Below are 21645 nucleotides of genomic sequence, written 5' to 3'. Positions count from 1 at the left end.
TCCTTAAAGGCCTTTGCCATCCAGCCCCTGCCGGATCGCGGTTGCCGATGCGGGGTGCAGGGGCACGTCCAGGAAGACCCAGACCGGCGGCGGCAGGTCGGCCAGGCCACCCGCCCGCCGCGCATCCACACGCGCAACGGCAAAACGCCGGGAAGCCTTGCCGCCCAGCGCAATGGTAGAATAGGGATGTCGCGGGAAGATCGCAACCGGCACCTGCGCAAAAATCCGAGTCCAGTCGCGCCAGCGTGGCACCTGACACAGATTGTCGGCCCCCATCAGCCAGACGAACTTTGTCCCCCGGAACCGGGTCGTCAGGGCCGACAGTGTGTCCACCGTATAGCGGGTACCCAGCCTTGTTTCGATATCGCTGACCACGATGCGCGGATGGTTGGCAACAGCCCGTGCACGGGCCAGCCGGTCGGCCAGTTTTCCCATCCCGTCCAAGGGCTTCAGCGGGTTCTGCGGGCTGACCAGCCACCAGACCTGATCCAGGTTCAAGGCCCGCAGCGCCATCAGCGACATATGCCGGTGTCCCGCGTGGGCCGGGTTGAACGACCCGCCCAGAAGGCCGATGCGCAAGCCCCGCCACAGCGTGCCCGCCCCTGGTTTCGGCGGGGTGGGCACGCGGTGGCCATGCGTCATGGGCAGGGCAGGGCGGGCGTGATCAGGGCCGGGTATGCCCATCACCGCGCACCACATACTTATAGCTGGTCAACTGTTCGGCCCCGACCGGCCCGCGCGCATGCAGCTTGCCCGTCGAAATGCCGATTTCGGCCCCGAATCCAAACTCGCCGCCGTCCGCGAACTGGGTGGAGGCATTGTGCAGGACGATGCCGCTATCCACCCGCGTCAGGAACCGTTCGGCGGTGGCGGCATTCTCTGTGACGATGCTGTCAGTATGGTGGCTGCCATGGCGACCGATATGGTCGATGGCTTCGTCCACACTGCCCACCAGTTTCACCGATAGGATGGCATCCAGATATTCGGTATCCCAATCCTCGTCGGTCGCCGGCTTTACCCGCGCATCCAGGGCCTGCACCCCGTCATCACCGCGCACCTCGCAACCTGCCTGGATCAGGTCATCCAGGATGGGGGGCAGCAGGGTCGTAGCGACGTCCTTGTGCACCAGCAAAGTCTCCGCCGCGCCGCAGATGCCCGTGCGGCGCATCTTGGCGTTCAGGGTGACGCGGCGCGCCTTGTCGGCTTCGGCATCCTTGTCCAGATAGACATGGCAGATGCCGTCTAGATGATAGATCACCGGCACCCGGCTTTCGGCGGCGACCCGGCCCGTCAGCGACTTTCCACCGCGCGGGATGACCACGTCAATCCACCGGGTCATGGTTAGCAGTTCACCCACGGCGGCCCGGTCGGTGGTGGGCGGGGCTTGGATCGCGTCGCGCGGCAGTCCGGCGGCATCAAGACCCGCATGCAACGCCGCCAGGATGGCGCGGCCGGAATGGAAACTTTCCGACCCGCCGCGCAGGATGGCGGCATTGCCGGATTTCAGGCACAGGCCGCCGGCATCGGCGGTCACATTGGGCCGGCTTTCAAAGATGATGGCGATCACGCCCAGCGGCACACGCACCTTCTCAAACCGCAAGCCATTGGGCCGTTCCCAGCGTTCCAGCACGGCACCCAGCGGATCGGGCCGGTCGGCGATCTCCTCCAGCCCCTTGGCCATTGCCTCGACGCGCGCCGGGTTCAGCATCAGCCGGTCCAGCATGGCGCCCGACAGTCCCTTCTCCGTCGCCGCGTCCATATCCAGCGCATTGGCGGCCAGGATGTCGGCGGTGCGGGCGCGCAGGGTGTTGGCGGCCACCCGCAGCGCCTTGTCCCGCGCCTCGGCTGGTGCCGTCGCAACAATCGCGGATGCCGCGCGGGCGCGGCGGCCCAGGGCATCCATGATGGTGGCAATATCCTGGCGGTCGATGCTGTCCATGGCGGTCAAATCCCGTTGCGGTGTGCAGCCAGCAGCCTACATCGTCGCAAGGATGGTTTCACCCCTGCCGCGCCGATGCCGGCCATGCTAACCTGTGTATATGTCGATCTCATCCATCACCAGCACCCCGCCCGACCTGACCCGCGCCAGCCTTGAAGGCTTTCAGGATGCGCAGGCAGCGCTGCAGGTGGCCGCCGATGCTGTAGCCGGCGGCAATGCCGACCCCGCCGTGATCCTGGATGTGAAGCAGGCGGAGGTCACGGCGGGCATCAGTGCCGCCGTGATGAAGGCCGATCAGCAGAATTTTCAGCGGTTGCTGGATATTCTGGCATGAAAGCGGGGCCGGTTTCCCGGCCCCGATCACTTTACTTCAAGCTGCCGCAGAAGCGCTGAATGCGCGTGCAGGCCTCTTCCAGCACCTCGGTGCTGGTGGCATACGAGATGCGGAAGAACGGGGACAGACCGAACGCCGCGCCATGCACCACCGCCACACCCTCGGCCTCCAGCAGTTCGGACGCGAAATCCTCGTCCGTTTCAATGACCTTGCCGGTCGGGGCCGTCTTGCCAATGGTGCCGGCGCAGGACGGGTAGACGTAGAAGGCGCCTTCCGGGTTGGGGCAGTTCAGGCCGGTGGCCTGGTTCAGCATCGAAACCACCAGATCGCGGCGCGTCTGGAACACGGCGGCGCGTTCCTTGATGAAGTCCTGCGGACCGTTCAGCGCTTCCACGGCGGCGGCCTGGGAAATGCTGGTCGGGTTGCTGGTCGACTGGCTCTGGATGATGCCCATGGCCTTGATCAGGGCCTTGGGACCGGCCGCGTAACCAATGCGCCATCCGGTCATGGAATAGGACTTAGACACGCCATTCACCGTCAGGGTTCGGTCATAGAGTGCCGGCACGACCTGGGCGATGGTGGTGAACTTGAAGTCTTCGTAGACGAGATGTTCGTACATATCGTCGGTCATGATGTAGACATGGGGGTGCTTCAGCAGCACCTCACCCAGGGCCTTCAACTCGTCCGCCGTGTAGGCGGCACCCGTCGGATTGGACGGGCTGTTCAGGATCAGCCACTTGGTCTTCGACGTGATGGCGGCATCCAGGTCGGCCGGCAGCAGCTTGAACCCGTTCTCCGCCGGGCAGGCCACCGTGACCGGCGTGCCTTCGGCCAGCAGCACCATGTCGGGATAGGACACCCAGTAGGGCGCGGGGATGATCACCTCGTCACCCGGGTTCAGGGTAGCCATCAGGGCATTGTACAGCACCTGCTTGCCGCCCACGCCGACCGTCACCTGATCCGGGGTGTAGGTCAGGCCGTTTTCGCGCGCGAACTTGGCGCAGATGGCCTTCTTCAGGTCCGGCGTACCGTCCACATCGGTGTAACGGGTCTGGCCGTTCTCGATGGCGCGGATGCCGGCGGCGCGGATATTTTCCGGCGTATCGAAATCGGGTTCACCAGCGCCCAGACCGATCACATCACGGCCAGCGGCTTTCAGCGCCCGGGCCTTGCTGGTCACCGCGATGGTGGGTGACGGCTTGATGCGGGACAGGCGGTCGGCAAGCAACGACATTTATTTTCCCCTGGTTGGGACGGATTATGACCGGGAGGGGACCTTAAAGCGCCCGATCATTGTCGCCAAGCACAGGATTGTTATAGGACGCGCGCGTTTTGGACAGGGGTGGGGAAGGGCTGCCCTGATACAATCGTAACCCACCCGGTCGTGACATCGGGACCATTCTGGGTTATTTCCTGCCCGATGCTCAACGAACTTGCGAAATGGTTTGGGGTCGCGGTCGTCGACCTGATCAGCTTCACAGCGATCGCCCTGGTGGTGATCACGCTGGTGGTGACGTTCGCCCTTTCGGTGAAGCCCAAGCGTATCAAGCCCACCTCCATCAAGCAGTACAATGCAGAGCTGTTCAAGCGCCGCATGGAGCTGGAGGAGCTTTCGTACCCGATGCTGAACGATGTGAAGATCGGCGGGGGCAAGGCCGGGCTGGTGCGGATCGACAATGTCCTACGCCTGCCGGCCAGCATTCTTCTGATCATGTCGGCGCCACCGGATGTTGCGGGACAGGTGCGCTGTAGCCAGAATGCGGGGCAGTGGAAGTATGTGAAGCCCGACCATACGGTCGGCGCCTTCATCAACCCGGTTTTACAGCTGCATCCGCTGATCACGGCCATTCGCAGCCGTTTCCCGCTGGTGCGGGTGCGCGTCCTGTGTGTGTTTCCGCGTCAGGCCGATTTCGGGGGCCGCACTGTGAAGACGGCGTGCCTGCCCGATGACATGGTCAAGATGATCCGGGAAATGGCCGCCGAAGATGGCGCGCAGAACCAGGCCATGGATGCCGCCTGGGACAGCCTGTCTGTTGCCCTTAAGCAGGGCAGCGCCGAGGCGGAGAGCAATAGTAATAGTGCCAAGGGTCGCCGGGCGAGCTGATCCGCCCGGCGACCCCGACGGTATTACTTATTACTCTTCGCTGCCACCATCCTGGGCGATGTCATCGGCCAGTTCGCCGGCCATTTCGACGAACAGTTCGGCGTCCGCGGTGATGCCATTCGCCTCGCAGATGCGCATGAAGACGCGATAGCCGTGCAGGATGGCGACATCCATGGCGGCTTGATCCCCTTCCTCGCTGTACCGGTCCTTGATGCCCTGATCTTCCAGCGTGCCGAGGATATCCATCTCGGCGGCCTTCAGGACGGCTTCCATCGCCTGCTTGTGAAGTGTGGACATGGGTCCGGTTCCTATGACTGACAGGGCGGGGCCACATACCCCGGTACCGCCGCTTCATACCATTGAATGGATGCGGCGCAACCCTTTGCGTGATGGTCGGGTTCAGGGTGCCCGGTAGTGGGGACCGGGACAAATGCTCAATTGCGCAGATTGATGGCCTGCAGCTTGCGGGTCTTGCGGTTCATCTCGACTTCATATTGCAGCCACTGGCCCTCTTTCAGGGTCTGTAGGCCGATATACTGAACAGCAGAGATATGGACGAACACGTCCTCGCCGCCATCCTCGGGCGTGATGAAGCCAAAGCCCTTGGCGCTGTTGAACCATTTGACGGTGCCCGTGGGCATGGCGCTCTCCCTGGCGCTGTCGTGACGATGGCCGGCAACATGGCCCCAACGCCGTATCATTGCAAGGGGCCGGGGCAGGGGACGGGGTTGCGCCCGCTTACTGTGTGCTGGCCGATGCCGGCGTGATCAGGGTTGCCAGGGTGTTGCCATCCACCCGTCCATCGAAACGCAAATCCGCGTGCATGGCCCAGCGGCGGGTGGTGCGCAACAGTGGAATGAAGGGCAGGTCGCGGCTGGCGATCACAGCCACCTGCTGCAACAGGTCCGCCCGCCGGCTTGCATCGGCCTCCACCATGGCCTGCGACAGGATCTGATCCAGTTCAGGGTTGCTGTATCCGCTGTCATTCTGGCTGCCGGCCTTGATTTCCGGCTGTGGGGTGTGCAGCAGTTCCCAGTTGGAATAGCCCATTTCGCCCGTGAACGGGACCCGGCTGCCCAGGAACAGGTCATAATCCCGGTCGCGCAGCAGGGGCAGCGCGTCACCGACACTGGCATAACGGATATCAAGCTGTACCCCGATGGCCAGCAGGTACCGGGCCACACCTTCTGCGACGCGTGCAAAGGGTTCGATCGTGATCAGGCGCAGCCGCAACCCCTCCTGCACACCTGCCTGCGCCAGCAATCGCCGCGCCTCCGCCTGATCGAAGGGAATGGATGCAGCCGGGGTGTAGCCGGGAATGCCGGGCGGTGCCATCTGATCCGCCGGTTCGGCGCTGCCCGGCGCGATGCGCTTGCTCAAGGCTGCCCGATCGATAGCGATAGCCAGTGCGCGGCGTATGTTCACGTCTGCCAGGGGACCGGCAAGATTGACGGTCAGCATCAATATGCGCAACGGCTTGCTGTCTACGACCTTGATGTCAGGGCGCGTGCTCAGGAAATCCAACGATTCCGGCACCACCTGATTGATGATGTCCACCTCTCCGGACACCAGTGCCCGTGCGCGGGCGACCCCGGAGCCCAGAATAACCTGTTGTACGCGGTCCCAATGCGGCCTGGCGCGCCAATAGGTATCGGTGCGAACCAAATCGGCGCTGCTGCCGCTGCGGAAGGAGGCCAGGCGATAGGGGCCGGTGCCCGGCACCTTGCCATCCGCGAACCGCTGCTCTGAGAGGGCCGCCAGCCCATCGGCGGTCCCTGCACAGCCGCGCGGCTGATAGGTGCCTTTCCAGCCATCGGGGGCGGGGATGATCGGCAGAAGGGTCAGGACATGCGGCAGCAAGGGCATGGTCCCCCGCGTGGTGATGACCAGCGTATGGGCATCGCGCGCCACCGCCTGCTCCACACCCGCGATCAGGCCGGCCAGTGGCCCGTTCCCCATGCTATCCAAGCGGCAAAAGGTGAATGCCACATCATGGGGTGACAGAAGCTTGCCATCATGGAACCGCACATCGGGGCGCAGCCGGACCACCCAGGTTCGCTCCCCCTCCATCTCCCATCCCGTGGCGAGCCAGGGGACGATGCCCAGACCGTCATCGGGCAGGATCAGCGGTTCGAAGATGTGAAAGGCCAGATTGCGGCTGTCGACGGAATAGAGGCGGTGGGGATCAGCCGATGCCGCCACCATGTCGAGCCCGACGCGCAGCACCTGTGCTGGTGCATCTGTGCCATACACACTGTCCCCGCCGCCCAATGTCAGCGCGGTGAGAAGTACGAACGAGCCCAGCCCGCGCCAGATCAACCGGCGGTGCCATATTGAGGGACTGTTGCTGGACGTGACCAATCCACCGCCCTCGGAAGTTATGCGATTTCAAACCTAAGCTATTGGGATAGCGCTGAACACTGGCCATTGGGATAGCCGTGAACGCAGTTCCCGACAATTGTCACAGCCTTCAACCTATCCCGGCCAGCAGATCGCCGTCTGTACGCGTTTCTGACGTGTCCAGCGGGTCTGGCGCGTTGGGATCGCCGGCGGCGGTTTCCCGGCCCAGATGTGGCAGGCCGATGGAACGCAGGCCGCCGATCAGCGTACGCTGCACGATCACCCCGCGCTGTTCCATGTACGACAGAAGCCGGCGGGCACGGCCTGGCGAACGGCTGCCGCAGGCCCGCGCTACCTCGGCATCGGACGGGCAGGGCGCTTGTGACAGGGCGGCACGCGCCAGCAGCAGGAACACGCCCTGCATATCTTCCGGCAGGGTCTTGGCGGCCTGCTCGGCGGCGGTCCAATCAGGATCGTCAGCCCCTTCGGCATCTACCCCGGCCCGGATGACCGACAGGCGCCGACGGAAGGCCGGCATGTCCAGCGTTTCGCCGCGCAGCCGGTGGATGCGGCAGCGGACCAGGAAATCCTGATACAGAACGGCATCAGTGCGGAAGGCCGCATCAGGGTCGGACAGGACCTGACGCAGCACCTCGTCCAGTTTCTCGTCATTCTCCGCCGCCTCGAACAGCGAGGGTTCGGGGTTCAGGGCGGCGGTGGCGGCCATTTCCGCCTGACGCTGGCCGGCCAGTCGCAGGGCGGCGTTGATGTCGGGCTGTGGCGTTGGCGGCGTCCGGCGTACGGGCGGCGGCGGGGCCGTCAGTTCTTCGGCAGAAGGCGTCAGGATCAGGTCGCGCGCGTCGGCGTGCGGTTGGTCCGGCAGGGGCATCAGCTTCGGGCTGCCGCCCCGGCCCGAGGTCTCCACACGCCCGATGGTTATGGGCAGGGGCCGGCGCGACACGGCGGGACCCAGGGCCACGAAATGCCCGCGCTGAAGATCGCGGAACATTTCCGCCTGCCGCCGCTCCATCCCCAACAGGTCCGACGCGCGGGCCATGTCGATATCCAGGAAGGTGCGGCCCATCAGGAAATTGCTGGCCTCGGCGGCGACATTCTTGGCCAGCTTGGCCAGACGCTGGGTGGCGATGATGCCGGCCAGCCCGCGCTTGCGCCCACGGCACATCAGGTTGGTCATGGCGCCCAGGCTGGCCTTGCGCGCCTCGTCCGACACTTCACCGGCAGCGGCAGGGGCAAATAGCTGCGCCTCGTCCACCACCACAAGCATCGGGTACCAGTAATCCCGTTCTGCATCGAACAGGCCGCCCAAGAAGGCGGCGGCCAGACGCATCTGGCCTTCGATATCAGCCCCTTCCAGGGACAGGACCACCGATACCCGGTGCTGGCGCACGCGGGCCGCGACCTTCTGCAAGGACGACTCGGTATGCTGGGCCGCATCGACAACCACATGGCCGAACTTGTCGGCCAGAGTCACGAAATCCCCCTCAGGATCAATCACGCATTGCTGCACCCAAGGGGCGGATTGTTCCAGCAGACGGCGCAGCAGGTGGGATTTGCCGGACCCGGAATTGCCCTGCACCAGCAGGCGGGTGGCCAGCAATTCCTCCAGGTCCATCGTCGCGGCGCGCCCTTCCGCCGTCAAACCCATGTCGATGCCGACCTGCATCCCAACCTTGCCTGCTGAATCTCGTGAGGCGCGCTCTATAGCGCATCGTTACGGGGTTGGGGAACCCTTACCGGTCATCCATCGGTTCCACATCCACGGCCACCAGCACGCCATGCCCCCCGCCGCCCATGATGACGCCGCGCAGCGGGCAGACATCGTCATAGTCGCGGCCCCAGGCCAGGGTGACATGGTCGGTGTCGCATTGGCGGCCATTGGTCGGGTCAAGATCGATCCAGCCATCGGCCTCGCCACACCAGACCTGCACCCAGGCATGGCTGGCATCGGCCCCTTTCAGCTTTTCCTTGCCCGGTGGTGGCAGGGTGCGCAGGTAGCCGGAGACGTAGCGGGCCGGTAGGCCCAGGGCGCGGAGCGCGCCGATCATCAGATGGGCGAAGTCCTGACAGACGCCGCGCCGCTTGGTCAATATCTCCGAAATCGGAGTGCTGACGGTGGTGGCGGTGGGATCAAAGCTAAAATCATCATGGATGCGGCGCGTCAGGTCCATGGCCCCAGCGCCTACGGGCTGACCCGGCGGGAAGAATCCCGCAGCAAACAGCGTCAGGGCCGTATCGGCCAGCGGTACGCGCGCCGATGGGCGCACGAATTCCAGCGTTTCGGCGAGGTTGGCCGCCTGGGCCGCCACATCCTCCCACGCCGGTGTCGCGGCGGGGGTGAAGGGGGGCGGGGGGGAGACGGTCACGTCGATTTCCGCCGTCACCTTCAGTTCCCGGTGTGGCGTATGCAGCGCCGCATAGGTGACGGGATTGCCGAACCAGTCTTGCCGACCCGTCATGACGCCGGGCCAGGGAATGATGGTCAGCGTGGAATTGTGGTTCGTCTGGCGCGGATGGGCACGCGGCGCCAGATGCGCCAGCATATGGGCGCTGATCACCGTGTCGCCGTAATTATAGCGGGTGACATGGGTGCATTTGTACCGCACGGGGCCACGCGCCGCCGCCATTTCTTCGCCGTCCACGGCATCATCCTTACGTCGTGCGGGCAAAGACATGGCTGAAATAGGCCTGGCTGAGCAGGTTGGAGATTTCGGGCAGAAGTCGGCCCAACCGGTCGGTCAGGTCGGCCAGGGCCGTCGGGTCACGGGTCGGCTGCGGATCGGCCACCATGCCGGCGGCGGTTTCCAGAAGGTCGTTGGCCAGCTTGGTGGGGCTGACCTCCAGCCCCTCGGCATCGATGGGCGGCAACTTCACCAGCTGACGCTGAACCGTCTTGATCTGAAAGGCCAGTGAACGCGGATGATCATCATCGGCCAGCAGCAGCGAAAGCACCGGTTCCCGCCGGATGCCGACCGGATGCTGATCACGGTATGCAGCGCCTGCCGCCGCCAGTTCCAGCAGTACCGACAGCGACGCCACCGTCCCGGCTGTGCCCGCCCCCAAGCCGCAGCCATTGAAGGCCCCGACAATACCGATGGCCCGTTCCAGCCGGCGGCCGAGCACCAGGAACCGCCAGGCGGGCCCACGTGACATGCCGTCCAGTTCCAACCCGATCAGGGAGGCGAGAAGACGCGACACCTCATCCAGGCGCAGTTGCATGGCCGCCGGTTCGGCCTTCAGGGGCTGCGACGCGACATCGCCCAGCACCGTCAGCACGCGGCTGAATTCCCCCGGCAACCGGTCGCGCACGCCCGATGCCGCACGGCGCAGCCGGTCCATGGTGGCGCGCAGGCCACCGGGATTGGCGGGATCGGCCACGATTTCCAGCGCTTGGCGCATGCCACGCACGGCATCAGCCTGTGGAAGGCCCGAGATCTCCATCGGGATCATGCCGGTAAAGCCCATCAGGCGCAGAAGGGGGACCAATTCCTCCTCTGCTCCTGGATGGGCATCGTCGGTCAGGCGGCGGGCGGCGGCGCGCAGGGTGCGGACGGCGGCATCGGCCCGTTCGGCATAGCGCCCGACCCAGAACAGATGATCGGCGGCACGGGACGGCAGGTCGCCGGTGCGCGGGCCGGTATCGCCGCCGCCATCCGGCATCATGGCGGCTGCGCCCCGGCGACGCTGCGGCTGCCCAATCGTCGCGCCGACGATCCAGACATCCTTGGCGCCGGCCCCGGTCTGCAGGGTCACGGACGCAAAGCGTTCATCGGCAGAAATGCGGGCCAGACCGCCCGGCATGATGGTCCAGTCACCGTCCGGCGTGGCGCAGGTGAAGGCGCGCAGCACCAGAGGGCGCGCCACCTTCTTGCCATCGCGCCAGACAGGCGCGGTGGAGGGAACGATCGGTTCCTGCGCCACCCAATCCTGGGGCCGGCGGCGGATGCTGGCCGCCAGCTCGGTCCGTCCGGCATGGTTCAGTTCAGGCCCGAAACTGGTGCGGTGACCCAGGCTGGAAAAGGCGGGGCGGAAGACCAGCCGATCCAGGCCCGCCACCATTTCCGCCCGCTGCCGTGCATCGCCACCCCAATAGGTGGGAACATCGGCCAGCAAGGGTGCCTCCCCCAGCACATGCCGGGACAAGGCCCCCATCCAGGGGATCAGGGCCACCGAATCCGTCAGCCCGCTACCCAGGCTGTTGCAGACCATGACATTGCCGGCGCGCACCGCCTCCAGCAATCCGGGCACACCCAGGATGCTGTCAGGACGCAGTTCCAGCGGGTCGCAGAAATCATCATCGACGCGGCGGAGGATCACGTCGATCCGTTCCAGCCCGCCCAGGGTCTTCAGATAGACGGCCTGATCACGCACCGTCAGGTCCGCCCCCTCAACCAGGGTCAGGCCCAGATGGCGGGCCAGGAAGGCATGTTCGAAATAGGCCTCGTTCAGCGGGCCCGGCGTCAGCAGCGCCATGCGCGGGCAGCCATCGGGGCCGGACCGGCGCGGGGCCAGATTGATCAGCGTCTGGCGCAGCTGTTCGAAGAAGGGTGACAGCCGTTCGACATTGCAGCCGCGGAATGCCTCCGCAAGGGTCTGGCTCATCACCACGCGGTTTTCCAGCGTGTAGCCGGTGCCCGTAGGCGCCTGGGTCCGGCTGGCCAGTACGCGCCAGATGCCATCGCGGTCGCGTACCAGGTCGGTGGCGATCAGGGTCAGGCGCGATCCGGCGGGTAGGTCCATCCCGTGACAGGCGCGCAGGAAGCCGGGATCGCCCAGCACCAGGGCCGGCGGCAACACGCCGTCACGTACCAGCGTCTGTTCACCATAAAGATCTGCCAGCACCCGATCCAAGAGCCGTGCCCGTTGGCGCAGCCCCTCCGCGATCATGTGCCATTCCGACTGCGGCAGCAGCAGGGGTATGGGGTCCAGCGGCCAGGGCCGCTCGACCCCTTGCGGATCGGCGTAGGCGTGATAGGTCACGCCGTTCTGGAACAGAAGACGCCGCCCCGCGTCCCAGCGTTCTGCCATCGACGCGCCGTCGGCGGCACCCGACGAGATGAACCCCTGCCAATGCGCGCGCACGTGCCCGTCACCGGTGACCATCTCGTCCCAGGGTTCGTCATGTGTATCCGCACTGTCGCGGGAAGGTTCAGCCAAGGCGTAGGTCAAGGGTCAACGGGAACTCGGGGTTTCTGATCTCGATCGGGGCCGCCATAGGCCCCGGCGTATGGCCGAACGGGAAGAACCTGGCCAGCCGCCGCCCCTCTGCCTCGTTGGCATTGACCGGGAAGGTGGTGAAGTTCCGCCCACCCGGATGTGCCACGTGATAGGTGCAGCCGCCAATCGAGCGACCCGTCCAACTATCCACGATATCGAAGATCAACGGTGTATGCACGGGGATCGTTGGGTGCAAACAGGTAGGGGGCTGCCATGCGCGGTACCGCACCCCCGCCACGAACTCCCCTTCTGTGCCCGTCGGGTGCAAGGGAACCCTACGTCCGTTGCAGGTTACGATGAACCTTTCGTCCGTGGCGCCGGCCAGTTTCACCTGTACGCGTTCCAGACTGCTATCCACGAAGCGGACAGTGCCGCCGCCGCCCGGCTCCTCGCCCAGCACATGCCAGGGCTCCAACGCGGACCGCAGTTCCAGGGTCAGGCCGCGCTGGCTGACATGGCCCAGGGTGGGGAAACGGAAATTAATATGCGGCTTGAACCAGCTTTCCTCAAACGCATAGCCAGCGCCACGCAGGTCGGACACGACATCCTGAATGTCCTGGCCCACGAAATGCGGCAGCATGAACCGTTCATGCAGCTTGGTACCCCAGCGCACCAGTTTGGCGCGATAGGGCTGCTTCCAGAACCAGGCGATCAGGGTGCGCAGCAGCAGTTGCTGCACCATGCTCATCTGCGCGTGCGGCGGCATCTCAAAGCTGCGCAGCTCCAGAAGGCCCAGGCGACCCGTGGAACTGTCGGGGCTATACAGCTTGTCGATGCAGAATTCGCTGCGGTGCGTATTGCCCTGCACGTCGACCAGCAGATGGCGTAGCGCGCGATCCACCAGCCAGGGCGGGCAGTTGGCCCCCGCCTCGTCCAGAATCTTGAAGGCGATTTCCAGCTCGTAAAGGCTGTCATGCCGTGCCTCGTCCACGCGCGGATGCTGGCTGGTCGGGCCGATGAAGGTGCCGGAGAACAGGAAGGACAGGGCAGGATGGTTCTGCCAATAGGTCAGGAGCGAGCGCAGCACGTCCGGCCGGCGCAGGAACGGGCTATCGCCTGGCGTTGGGCCGCCCACCACGACATGGTTGCCGCCGCCCGTGCCGACGTGCCGGCCATCCAGCGCGAATTTCTCCGTCGCCAGCCGGCTTTGCCGTGCATCCTCATACAGGTCCGTGGTGTTGCGGACCAGTTCATCCCAACTGCTGGCTGGGTGGACATTCACCTCGATCACGCCCGGGTCGGGCGTGACGGCGATATTGGCCAGACGCGGGTCCTTGGGTGGGCCATAGCCCTCCAGAACCACGGGCATGTCCAGCTCGACACAAGTCGCTTCAATCGCCGCGATCAGCTCTACCCAGTCCTCCAGGTAGGAGGTGGGGGGCATGAAAATATAGAGCCGGCCATCGCGCGGCTCCACGCACATGGCTGTGCGCACCACCCACCATGCCGACTGGCCCCTGTCGGGCACGTCCTCGCGGACATCGGCCATGCGGCGATGTCGCTCGCTTGGTTCCGTGCGTCCCTTATTCTCCGCCACCAGCTGCGTCAGTTCCTCATAGGCGGGCAGGGGTGTGCGCGGGTCGAACGGGTCCTGTTCGTAATGGTAGGGATACTGCGCCGGTGCCACCCACGGCAGGGACCCCAGCGGCAGGCGGTAGCCGACGGGGCTGTCGCCCGGCGCCAGGAACAGCTTCTCTGTGCGCGTCGCCCAGGCCGATGACAGCCAGACCGGCCCCGTCGCCTCATGCCGGCGGTTCAGCGGCAGGGCAAAGCCGATGGGCTGATCCAAGCCACGCTCAAATACCTTGGCAAGGCGCGCGCGTTCTTCCTCATTGTCCAGCTTGCTGTCGAACGGGTCGACATTGACCGGCAGCTTGCGTTCCTTGTTGATGTAGTACCAGGGGTCCTCAAATGCAGCACGGGCGTAGTCGCCGGGAATACCCAGCTTTTCCGCCAGGGTCTTGATGAACAGCTCGGCATGTTCGGCCTTGAAGCCGTAATCCTTGCGCTCATCCGCCTGATATTCATCATGCGTCCATAACGCATCACCGTCCTTGCGCCAGTAAAGCTGCAGGGCCCAGCGCGGCAGGCTTTCGCCGGGATACCATTTACCCTGGCCGAAATGCAGCAGGCCCCCCTGCGCAAAGCGCCGTTTCAGCCGGCGGATCAGATCACCGGACAACAGGCGCTTGGTGGGACCCAAGGCAGACGTATTCCATTCCGCACCATCCATATCGTCGATGGAGATGAAGGTGGGTTCACCCCCCATGGTCAGGCGGATATCGCCCTCCACAATCTCCCTGTCCACCTGCTGGCCCAGCGCGTCGATGGCGGCCCATTGCTCTGGCCAATAGGGCTTGGTGGTGCGCGGCTGCTCCCGGATGCGGGTCACCGACATCGCGTGCTCAAACGACACCTCGCACAGTTCCAGACCGCCCGTCACGGGCGCGGCGCTGAACGGGTCGGGCGTGCAGGCAACCGGGATATGACCTTCGCCGGCCATCAGGCCGGAGGTTGGGTCCAGGCCGATCCAGCCTGCACCCGGCAGATACACCTCGCACCAGGCATGCAGGTCGGTGAAATCCGCCGTCGGCCCCTCCGGCCCTTCCAGCGGCTTCTGATCGGCGACAAGTTGGATCAGGTAGCCCGAGGCAAAACGTGCGGCCAGACCCAGATGGCGCAGGGCCTGCACCATCAGCCAGGCGCTGTCACGACAGGAACCGGTGCATTTCTCCAGCGTTTCTTCCGGCGTCTGAACACCGGGCTCCAGGCGAATGACATAGCCGATGGCTTGCTGCAGCTTGGCATTCAGGCTCATCAGGAAATTGACCGTCGGCTGCTCTGACCGGTCAATTTCCGCCAGGAAGGCGGAAAGAAGCGGGCCGGCGGGTTCGGTCTCTAGAAATGGCTTCAGATCCTTGGCCAGCAGCGGATCATAGGTGAAGGGCACCTTCTCCGCCGCCGGTTCCAGGAAGAAGTCGAACGGATTGATGGCCGCCATGTCGGCGACCAGATCAACCTCCAGTGTGAATTCCGTGGTCTTCTCCGGAAAGACGAACCGGGCCAGCCAGTTGGACTGCGGGTCCTGCTGCCAGTTCAGGAAATGCTTCTTCGGCGTAACCTTTAGCGAATAGGAGAGAATGGGGGTGCGCGCATGCGGGGCGGGCCGCAACCGCACGATCTGTGGCCCCAAATTCACGGGCCGGTCGTAGCGGTAGATGGTCTTGTGGTTCAACGCGACATGAATACCCATTCGCCCCTGTCCCCCACCAATATGCGACCGCCGGATGACGGTGGGATGACGGTAACACCAAAAGAAGGGGTGGTTAAGGTGCGTTGCAGCAATTGTTGTGGGGGTATCGGAAATCCGCCGGTTCCCCTGCCACATTCCCGCCCTTCATTTCTGCATGCTGTGCGGATGTAGGGGTTCGGTGTAGGGTGCCGAATACCTTCGCGGATCGGTCGATTCCGTGACGGTCCCTTTACGCCCGGATACACTTGATCAAGTTTGGAAAAATGAACGTTTTCAAAGACTTCGAAGCCAAGATTCAGGATGCTTTGAACCAGATGGTTCAAGCGGGTGAGCTGCCGTCCGGGCTGGACTTCTCCCGAATCACCGTTGAGCCGCCGCGCGATCCCAGCCATGGCGATGTATCCACCAATGCTGCGATGGTCCTGGCGAAGCCCGCGGGTAAGCCGCCCCGCGCCATTGCCGATGCCCTGGTTGCCCGGTTGAAGGACGCTGCCACGGTGACGGACGCGTCGGTTGCCGGCCCTGGCTTCGTCAACCTGCGGATCGATACCGGTTTCTGGCTGTCGCGCATGGCCGACATCCTGAACCTCGGTGCCGGCTTCGGGTCCAGCAAGCTGGGCGAGGGCAAGCCGGTCAATGTCGAATATGTGTCGGCCAACCCGACCGGCCCCATGCATGTGGGTCATACGCGCGGCGCCGTCGTGGGCGACGCGCTGGCCCGTCTGCTGATCAAGACCGGCTTTAAGGTCACGCAGGAATATTACATTAACGATGCCGGCGCGCAGGTCGATGTCCTGGCCCGTTCAGCATATCTGCGCTATCGCGAGGCATTTGGCGAGACGATTGAAATCCCCGCCGGCCTTTATCCAGGCGACTATCTGGTCCCCGTGGGTCAGGCGCTGAAGGATCAATATGGCGACAAGTTCCTGAATGCCGACGAAGCCGAATGGCTGCCCCTGTTCCGGGAGTTTGCCGTCGCGCAGATGATGGTGCGCATTAAGGAAGACCTGGCGCAGATGGGCGTGAAGCATGATGTCTTCTCGTCCGAACGCGCCATCGTTGATGCCGGCGCCGTCGAGCTGGCGTTGAAGACGCTGGAAGATCAGGGCCTGATCTATACCGGCGTGCTGGAGCCGCCGAAAGGCAAGAAGCCCGACGATTGGGAGCCGCGCCCCCAGACCCTGTTCCGCGCCAGCCAGTTTGGCGACGATGTGGATCGTCCGCTGAAGAAGTCGGACGGTTCCTACACCTATTTCGCCAATGACATCGCCTATCACTTTGACAAGTTCCGCCGGGGCGGCGGTGACTTGATCGACGTGCTGGGTGCTGACCATGGCGGCTATGTGAAGCGCATGCAGGCCGCCGTTACCGCCATTACCGGCGGCAAGGGCGCGCTGGACGTCAAGATCTGCCAGTTGGTCAACCTGATGGATGACGGGCAGCCCGTGAAGATGTCCAAGCGCGCGGGCCGTTTCGTCACGCTGCGCGACATTGTCGATGAAGTCGGGGCTGGTGTCGTCCGCTTCATCATGCTGACCCGCCGCAATGACCAGACCCTGGATTTCGACGTGGCCAAGGTCACCGAACAGTCCAAGGAGAACCCGGTTTTCTATGTGCAGTACGCGCATGCCCGCTGCCACTCCGTTCTGCGCCACGCGGCCGACGCCGGGGCCGATCTGTCGTCGGCGGGGCTGGCCGCTGCCAACCTGTCGCGCCTGTCCTCGGAAGAGGAAGTGGCGATTGTGAAGCAGATGCTGTCCTTCCCCCGTCTGGTGGAAGCAGCGGCAGAGGCGCATGAGCCGCACCGCGTGGCCTTCTATCTCTATGAACTGGCCTCTTCCTTCCATGGTCTGTGGAACAAGGGCAAGGATGACGCATCTATGCGCTTCCTGATCGAAGGCGATGCCGACCTGACCCGCGCCCGACTGGCGTTGGTTACCGCTGTGGCCCAGGTGATTGCCTGTGGTCTCGATATCCTGGGCGTGGAGCCCGTCAAGGAAATGCGTTGAGGCGCCGTTCCCATGACTTATTATGATGACGAGGACGATAACGGCCAGAACCCGCCACCCCCGGCGGGCCGCCCGGCCCCGCGTGCGGAATTCCGCGCCGATCCGTCCTTCAGCCCCCGTGCCGGCTATCCGCAGGCAACGCCGCCGCAACCGCATCCGCAGGGTGAACCCAACCCGATGGATGAATATGTGCAGCCGCAGCGCCATGCCGCCCCGCCGCCCCTGACGGCGCAAGCGTCGGCACCGCCGCCACCGCAGACGCCGGGACCTGAAACCTATGTCGATCCCGCCGCCGCCGGTTACCGCGCGCCGGCCCAGGACCCCTATGCCGACCCGCAATATCAGCAGGCCTATCAACAGGGCCCGGCGGCACAGCAGGCGCAGGAAGCCTATTACCAAGAGTACGAGCAGCAGCATGCCGGCTATTACCAAGCCGCCGCACCGCGCCGCCGTAACCTGCTGAATATCGGCGTGATTGCCGGTGCTGTCATCGTTTTCGGCGGCATCATCTTCTACGCCTATAACCAGGGCATGCGCGCGGGCACTGAAAGCGTCGCCCCCATCCTGCGTGCTGATACGGCCCCCACCAAGATCCGCCCCGAACAGCCGGGCGGGATGGAAGTGCCGCACCAGGACAAGTTGGTCTATGACCGGCTGAACCCAGCCAACAATGCCCCGCCGGGCGAGGTTGAGCGTCTGCTGCCGCCGCCCGAGGCCCCGATGGAGCGTCCGCGCGCCGATGCGGTGGAACCGCCGGAAGAGATGCCGATGGCGGAAGAAGGAGAGGGGGCGGTTTCCGCCCTGCGGGAGCCGCCGCCGGACGAGCTGGCCCGCCAGGCCCCGATGGCACCCGCCCCGGTGCCCACCTATGCCCCCCCGGTTACGGCACCAGCACCGCCGCAGCAACAGCCCGTGCCAGCGCCGAAGCCGGCCCAGCAGCAGCCGCAGCAATTGCTGCCGCAGCAACAGCAGACCCCGGCGCCGAAGCCGGTGACGCAGGCACTGGTTGCCCCGCCGCCGGCAACCGTGGCACCTAAGCCGGCACCAGCAGCTACGGCTCCGGCTGCCGTTGCGCCTAAGCCCGTCACCGGCGGTCCCGCCGTGCGTGTGCAGGTGGCCGCCGTTGACAGCGAGGCCAAGGCCGCCGCTGAATGGCAGCGTCTGCAGCGCAAGTTCGGCGGTGAACTGGGCGGCCTGTCCATGCGGACAGTACGTGTGGAGCTGCCCAAGGGCATCTTCTATCGCATCCAGGGTGGCCCCGTGGATGAGGCGCGGGCCAAGCAGATTTGCGCCGCTATGTCGGCCCAGGGTGCGGGGTGCAGCATTGTCCGCTGAACTCGCAGCCCTGGTCCTGGGCTGTGAGGGCACAGCCCTGACGGCGGTGGAGCGGGATTTCTTCCGCGACACCAACCCGTTGGGCTTCATCCTGTTCCGCCGCAATGTCGACAGCCCCGATCAGGTGCGGGCCCTGGTGGACAGTCTGCGCGACGCCGTTGGCCGCCATGCCCCCATCCTGATCGATCAGGAAGGCGGGCGGGTGGCGCGTTTGCGTGGACCGCACTGGCCGGAACTGCCGGCAGCACGCGCAGTCGGCGATCTGGCCGATGCGGAGAAGGCGGGACAAGCCGCGTGGCTGCACGGCCGCCTGCTGGCCGCCATGCTGTCCGACCTGAGCATCGATGTTGATTGCGCCCCCGTGGCCGATGTGCCGGTGCCGGGGGCGCATGATGTGATCGGTGACCGCGCCTTTGCCATGGATCCGGTCCGCGTGGCTGCCCTGGCGGCGTCGCAGGCAGCGGGTTTGCTGGCCGGTGGCGTTCTGCCCATCGTCAAGCATATCCCCGGCCATGGCCGCGCCTTCGCCGACAGTCACAAGGAACTGCCCGTGGTCAGCACCCCGCGGGCGGAGCTGGAGGCGTGGGACTTCGCGCCCTTCAAGGCGCTGTCGCATCTGCCGGCGGCCATGGTCGCCCATGTTGTCTATACCGACATCGACGCCGACCGTCCGTCCAGCATCTCTCCGACCGTGATCCGCGACATTGTGCGTGGTCATATCGGATTTGACGGTCTGTTGTTCAGCGATGACCTGTCGATGCAGGCCCTGTCCGGCACCCTGGGGCAGCGCACCGCCGCCGTCCTCGCCGCCGGCTGCGACGTGGCCCTTCACTGCAATGGTCAGATGGCGGAAATGCTGGATGTGGCGGCCAATGCCCGCGCCCTGGACGCGGCGGGCATGAGACGTTGGTCTGCGGCATCTGCCCTTGTGGCGGCGGCACCGCCGACCGATATCAATGCCTTGCGGGCCGAATTCGACCGGCTGCTGGTGGGGTGAGGCAATGCCCGATTTCCAGGAAATCCTGTTCAAACTCTCGATCATGGCCCTGCCGGCCCTGTTCGCCATCACCCTACATGAGGCCGCCCACGGCTATGCGGCCCTGAAATTCGGTGACCGCACGGCGCAGATGCTGGGCCGTCTGTCGCTGAACCCGTTGCGTCATATCGATCCTATCGGCACCGTCCTGCTGCCCATGACCATGTTCATCTTCACGGGCTTCATGTTCGGCTGGGCGAAGCCCGTGCCGGTGGATTTCCGCAATTTGCGCAATCCCAAGCGGGACATGATCTGGGTGGCCGCTGCCGGGCCCGGGGTGAATTTTCTGCTGGCCTTCATTTCGGCCCTGCTGCTGCATGTGGCACCCATGGCACCGGATTTCATGTCGCCATGGGCCGTGAACAATCTGGCAGTGTCTTTGCAGTTCAATGTGCTGCTGGCATTGTTCAACCTGATCCCCCTGCCGCCGCTGGATGGCGGGCGCGTGCTGGTTGGCATCCTGCCCATGCGCGCCGCCATGGCGGTTTCGCGGATTGAGCCCTATGGCATGGGCATTCTGCTGCTGTTTGTGTTCCTGATCCCGTTTGCGGCGGGCCATGCCGGTTTCGACTTCAACCCACTCTATATGATCCTTGCACCCGCCACGGACTGGGTTGTCAACGCCATCGCCGGGCTGACCGGCCTGACATCGTGAGTGATGGGTTCGACGAGAGCCGCCCCGTCGATGAGCCACCCGCCGGTGAGGCGCTGCTGCTGGATATTGACGGGTTCGAAGGGCCCATCGACCTGCTGCTGACCTTGGCGCGGGATCAGAAGGTGGACCTGACCCGCATCTCCATCTTGGCATTGGCGGAACAGTTCCTGTCCTTCGTGGCGGCGGCCCGGCGTCTGCGCCTGGAACTTGCGGCGGACTATCTGGTGATGGCCGCATGGCTGGCCTATCTGAAGTCCCGCCTGCTGCTACCCGATCCGCAGCCGGACGAGCCATCGGCAGAGATGCTGGCCGCCGCCCTGACCTTGCAGCTGCAGCGGCTGGAGGCGATGCAGGGCGTGGCCGCCCGCCTGATGGCGCGTCCGCGCCTGGGCAGGGACCGTTTTGCGCGTGGCGCGCCGGAAGACCTGCCGATCTTCGCCAAGCATCGCCATGACCTGTCGCTGTACGACCTGTTGAAGGCCTATGGCGATATCTCGGGTCGGCAGGCTCGGCAGTCGCCCTTCACCATTCCGGTAACGGAATTATACTCGATTGAAGAGGCTTTGGCCCGGCTGGAGGCCATGCTGGGCCGTATTCCCGACTGGTCCTATCTCTCCACCCTGCTGCCCGGCGGCTGGCGCGGGGATGGTGTGAAAGCCCGATCGATGCTGGCCAGCAATTTCGTTGCGGTCCTGGAATTAGCCAAGGCAGGCAAGCTTGAACTGCGTCAGGATGGGGCCTTCGCCCCCATACAGCTGCGCGCCCGCCGGGACGGGGAGGGGGGGACGTGACCGATCTTTTCAATGCCGATACCCAACTGGTCCGTCTGCTGGAGGCCATCCTGTTCGCCTCTGCCGATCCGGTGACGGAAGACGCGCTTCAGGCCCGTATCGGCCCTACGCCCGTGCGTCCCCTGCTCTTGCAACTGGAAAATCTCTACCGTCATCGCGGCGTCAATCTTGTCGCCTCGGGCGGGCGATGGGCCTTCCGTACGGCCCCCGACCTGGGCGATCAGCTGCGCACAGAGGTGGAGGTGACGGCAAAACTGTCCCGCGCCGCCGTGGAGACCCTGGCTATTGTCGCCTATCACCAGCCCGTGACGCGGGCGGAGATCGAGGCGATCCGGGGCGTGGCTACGTCCAAGGGCACGCTGGATATCCTGATGGAGGCCGGCTGGATACGGCCTGGCCGCCGCCGGGAGACGCCGGGTCGTCCCCTGACCTGGGTGACGACGCCGCATTTCCTGGATCATTTCGGTCTCGAATCCTTGCGCGACCTGCCCGGCGTTGATGACTTGCGCGCCGCTGGCCTGTTGGATAAGTCCACGCCCCTGCCCACCCTGCCGGGGTTAGAGATTGTGGGCGAGTAGGGTCAGGTTATTGCTACTTTTAACATAAAATATTAC

18 protein-coding genes are annotated in these 21645 nt (G+C 64.9%); 8 read left to right on the top strand and 10 right to left on the bottom strand.

Annotation, left to right across the window (positions count from 1 at the left end; genetic code table 11):
- Window positions 1–3: 3 nt before the first annotated feature.
- A complete protein-coding gene (locus C0V82_RS04750; protein WP_245924161.1) occupies window positions 4–684 on the bottom strand; it encodes a nicotinate-nucleotide adenylyltransferase in 681 nt (226 codons plus the stop codon).
- Window positions 665–1939 (bottom strand): glutamate-5-semialdehyde dehydrogenase, encoded by a 1275-nt coding sequence (locus tag C0V82_RS04745; protein ID WP_102111333.1) that lies wholly within the window; start codon window positions 1937–1939, stop codon window positions 665–667. The genes C0V82_RS04750 and C0V82_RS04745 overlap by 20 nt, the downstream gene beginning before the upstream one ends.
- A gap of 100 nt (window positions 1940–2039) precedes the next feature.
- Between C0V82_RS04745 and C0V82_RS04740 the strand changes: the two genes are divergently transcribed.
- Window positions 2040–2273 carry a hypothetical protein gene (locus C0V82_RS04740; RefSeq protein WP_102111332.1) on the top strand — a complete coding sequence of 78 codons (234 nt, stop codon included), beginning with the start codon at window positions 2040–2042 and terminating at the stop codon, window positions 2271–2273.
- 31 nt (window positions 2274–2304) lie between these two features.
- On the opposite strand, the gene C0V82_RS04735 is transcribed toward C0V82_RS04740, so the two are convergent.
- Complete coding sequence (locus C0V82_RS04735; RefSeq protein ID WP_102111331.1) at window positions 2305–3507, bottom strand: pyridoxal phosphate-dependent aminotransferase; 1203 nt, start codon at window positions 3505–3507, stop codon at window positions 2305–2307.
- A 186-nt stretch (window positions 3508–3693) separates the two neighbouring features.
- Here C0V82_RS04735 and C0V82_RS04730 point away from each other — a divergent pair, with 186 nt between their 5' ends.
- Window positions 3694–4377: an NERD domain-containing protein gene (locus C0V82_RS04730; protein WP_102111330.1), complete on the top strand. Its 684-nt coding sequence runs from the start codon at window positions 3694–3696 to the stop codon at window positions 4375–4377.
- A 30-nt stretch (window positions 4378–4407) separates the two neighbouring features.
- On the opposite strand, the gene C0V82_RS04725 is transcribed toward C0V82_RS04730, so the two are convergent.
- The 7 genes from C0V82_RS04725 to C0V82_RS04695 form a co-directional block, all read right to left on the bottom strand.
- Window positions 4408–4674, bottom strand: coding sequence for a hypothetical protein (locus tag C0V82_RS04725; protein WP_102111329.1), 267 nt, complete (start codon window positions 4672–4674; stop codon window positions 4408–4410).
- Window positions 4675–4811: 137 nt separating this feature from the next.
- Window positions 4812–5018 (bottom strand): cold-shock protein, encoded by a 207-nt coding sequence (locus C0V82_RS04720; protein ID WP_102111328.1) that lies wholly within the window; start codon window positions 5016–5018, stop codon window positions 4812–4814.
- 97 nt (window positions 5019–5115) lie between these two features.
- A complete protein-coding gene (locus C0V82_RS04715) occupies window positions 5116–6738 on the bottom strand; it encodes an ABC transporter substrate-binding protein (RefSeq protein ID WP_158659731.1) in 1623 nt (540 codons plus the stop codon).
- A 109-nt stretch (window positions 6739–6847) separates the two neighbouring features.
- Window positions 6848–8401 (bottom strand): ATP-binding protein, encoded by a 1554-nt coding sequence (locus C0V82_RS04710; RefSeq protein ID WP_102111326.1) that lies wholly within the window; start codon window positions 8399–8401, stop codon window positions 6848–6850.
- A 67-nt stretch (window positions 8402–8468) separates the two neighbouring features.
- Window positions 8469–9377, bottom strand: a complete 909-nt coding sequence (locus tag C0V82_RS04705; RefSeq protein WP_245924160.1) for a transglutaminase family protein — start codon at window positions 9375–9377, stop codon at window positions 8469–8471.
- A 10-nt stretch (window positions 9378–9387) separates the two neighbouring features.
- Complete coding sequence (locus C0V82_RS04700; RefSeq protein WP_245924159.1) at window positions 9388–11892, bottom strand: circularly permuted type 2 ATP-grasp protein; 2505 nt, start codon at window positions 11890–11892, stop codon at window positions 9388–9390.
- Window positions 11885–15205, bottom strand: coding sequence for a transglutaminase family protein (locus C0V82_RS04695; protein ID WP_102111324.1), 3321 nt, complete (start codon window positions 15203–15205; stop codon window positions 11885–11887). Before C0V82_RS04695 ends, C0V82_RS04700 begins: the two co-directional genes overlap by 8 nt.
- Before the next feature lie 263 nt (window positions 15206–15468).
- On the opposite strand from C0V82_RS04695, the gene argS reads away from it, so the two are divergent.
- Genes argS through scpB form a run of 6 tightly spaced genes read left to right on the top strand, consistent with a single transcriptional unit; the run spans window position 15469 to window position 21609 of the window.
- Window positions 15469–17214 (top strand): arginine--tRNA ligase, encoded by a 1746-nt coding sequence (argS, locus tag C0V82_RS04690; protein ID WP_102111323.1) that lies wholly within the window; start codon window positions 15469–15471, stop codon window positions 17212–17214.
- A 12-nt stretch (window positions 17215–17226) separates the two neighbouring features.
- A complete protein-coding gene (locus C0V82_RS04685; protein ID WP_102111322.1) occupies window positions 17227–18549 on the top strand; it encodes an SPOR domain-containing protein in 1323 nt (440 codons plus the stop codon).
- A complete protein-coding gene (nagZ, locus tag C0V82_RS04680) occupies window positions 18539–19546 on the top strand; it encodes a beta-N-acetylhexosaminidase (RefSeq protein ID WP_245924158.1) in 1008 nt (335 codons plus the stop codon). Before C0V82_RS04685 ends, nagZ begins: the two co-directional genes overlap by 11 nt.
- Window positions 19547–19550: 4 nt before the next feature.
- Window positions 19551–20240 carry a site-2 protease family protein gene (locus C0V82_RS04675; protein ID WP_102111320.1) on the top strand — a complete coding sequence of 230 codons (690 nt, stop codon included), beginning with the start codon at window positions 19551–19553 and terminating at the stop codon, window positions 20238–20240.
- Window positions 20234–21031: a segregation and condensation protein A gene (locus tag C0V82_RS04670; RefSeq protein WP_370466028.1), complete on the top strand. Its 798-nt coding sequence runs from the start codon at window positions 20234–20236 to the stop codon at window positions 21029–21031. Before C0V82_RS04675 ends, C0V82_RS04670 begins: the two co-directional genes overlap by 7 nt.
- Window positions 21028–21609: an SMC-Scp complex subunit ScpB gene (gene scpB / locus C0V82_RS04665; RefSeq protein ID WP_199772471.1), complete on the top strand. Its 582-nt coding sequence runs from the start codon at window positions 21028–21030 to the stop codon at window positions 21607–21609. The genes C0V82_RS04670 and scpB overlap by 4 nt, the downstream gene beginning before the upstream one ends.
- Window positions 21610–21645: the final 36 nt, after the last annotated feature.

This window comes from Niveispirillum cyanobacteriorum (genome assembly GCF_002868735.1).
GTDB classification, from domain to species: domain Bacteria; phylum Pseudomonadota; class Alphaproteobacteria; order Azospirillales; family Azospirillaceae; genus Niveispirillum; species Niveispirillum cyanobacteriorum.
The sequence above is the reverse complement of the archived record's forward strand: the minus strand, read 5'-3'. Positions and strand labels throughout refer to the sequence as shown.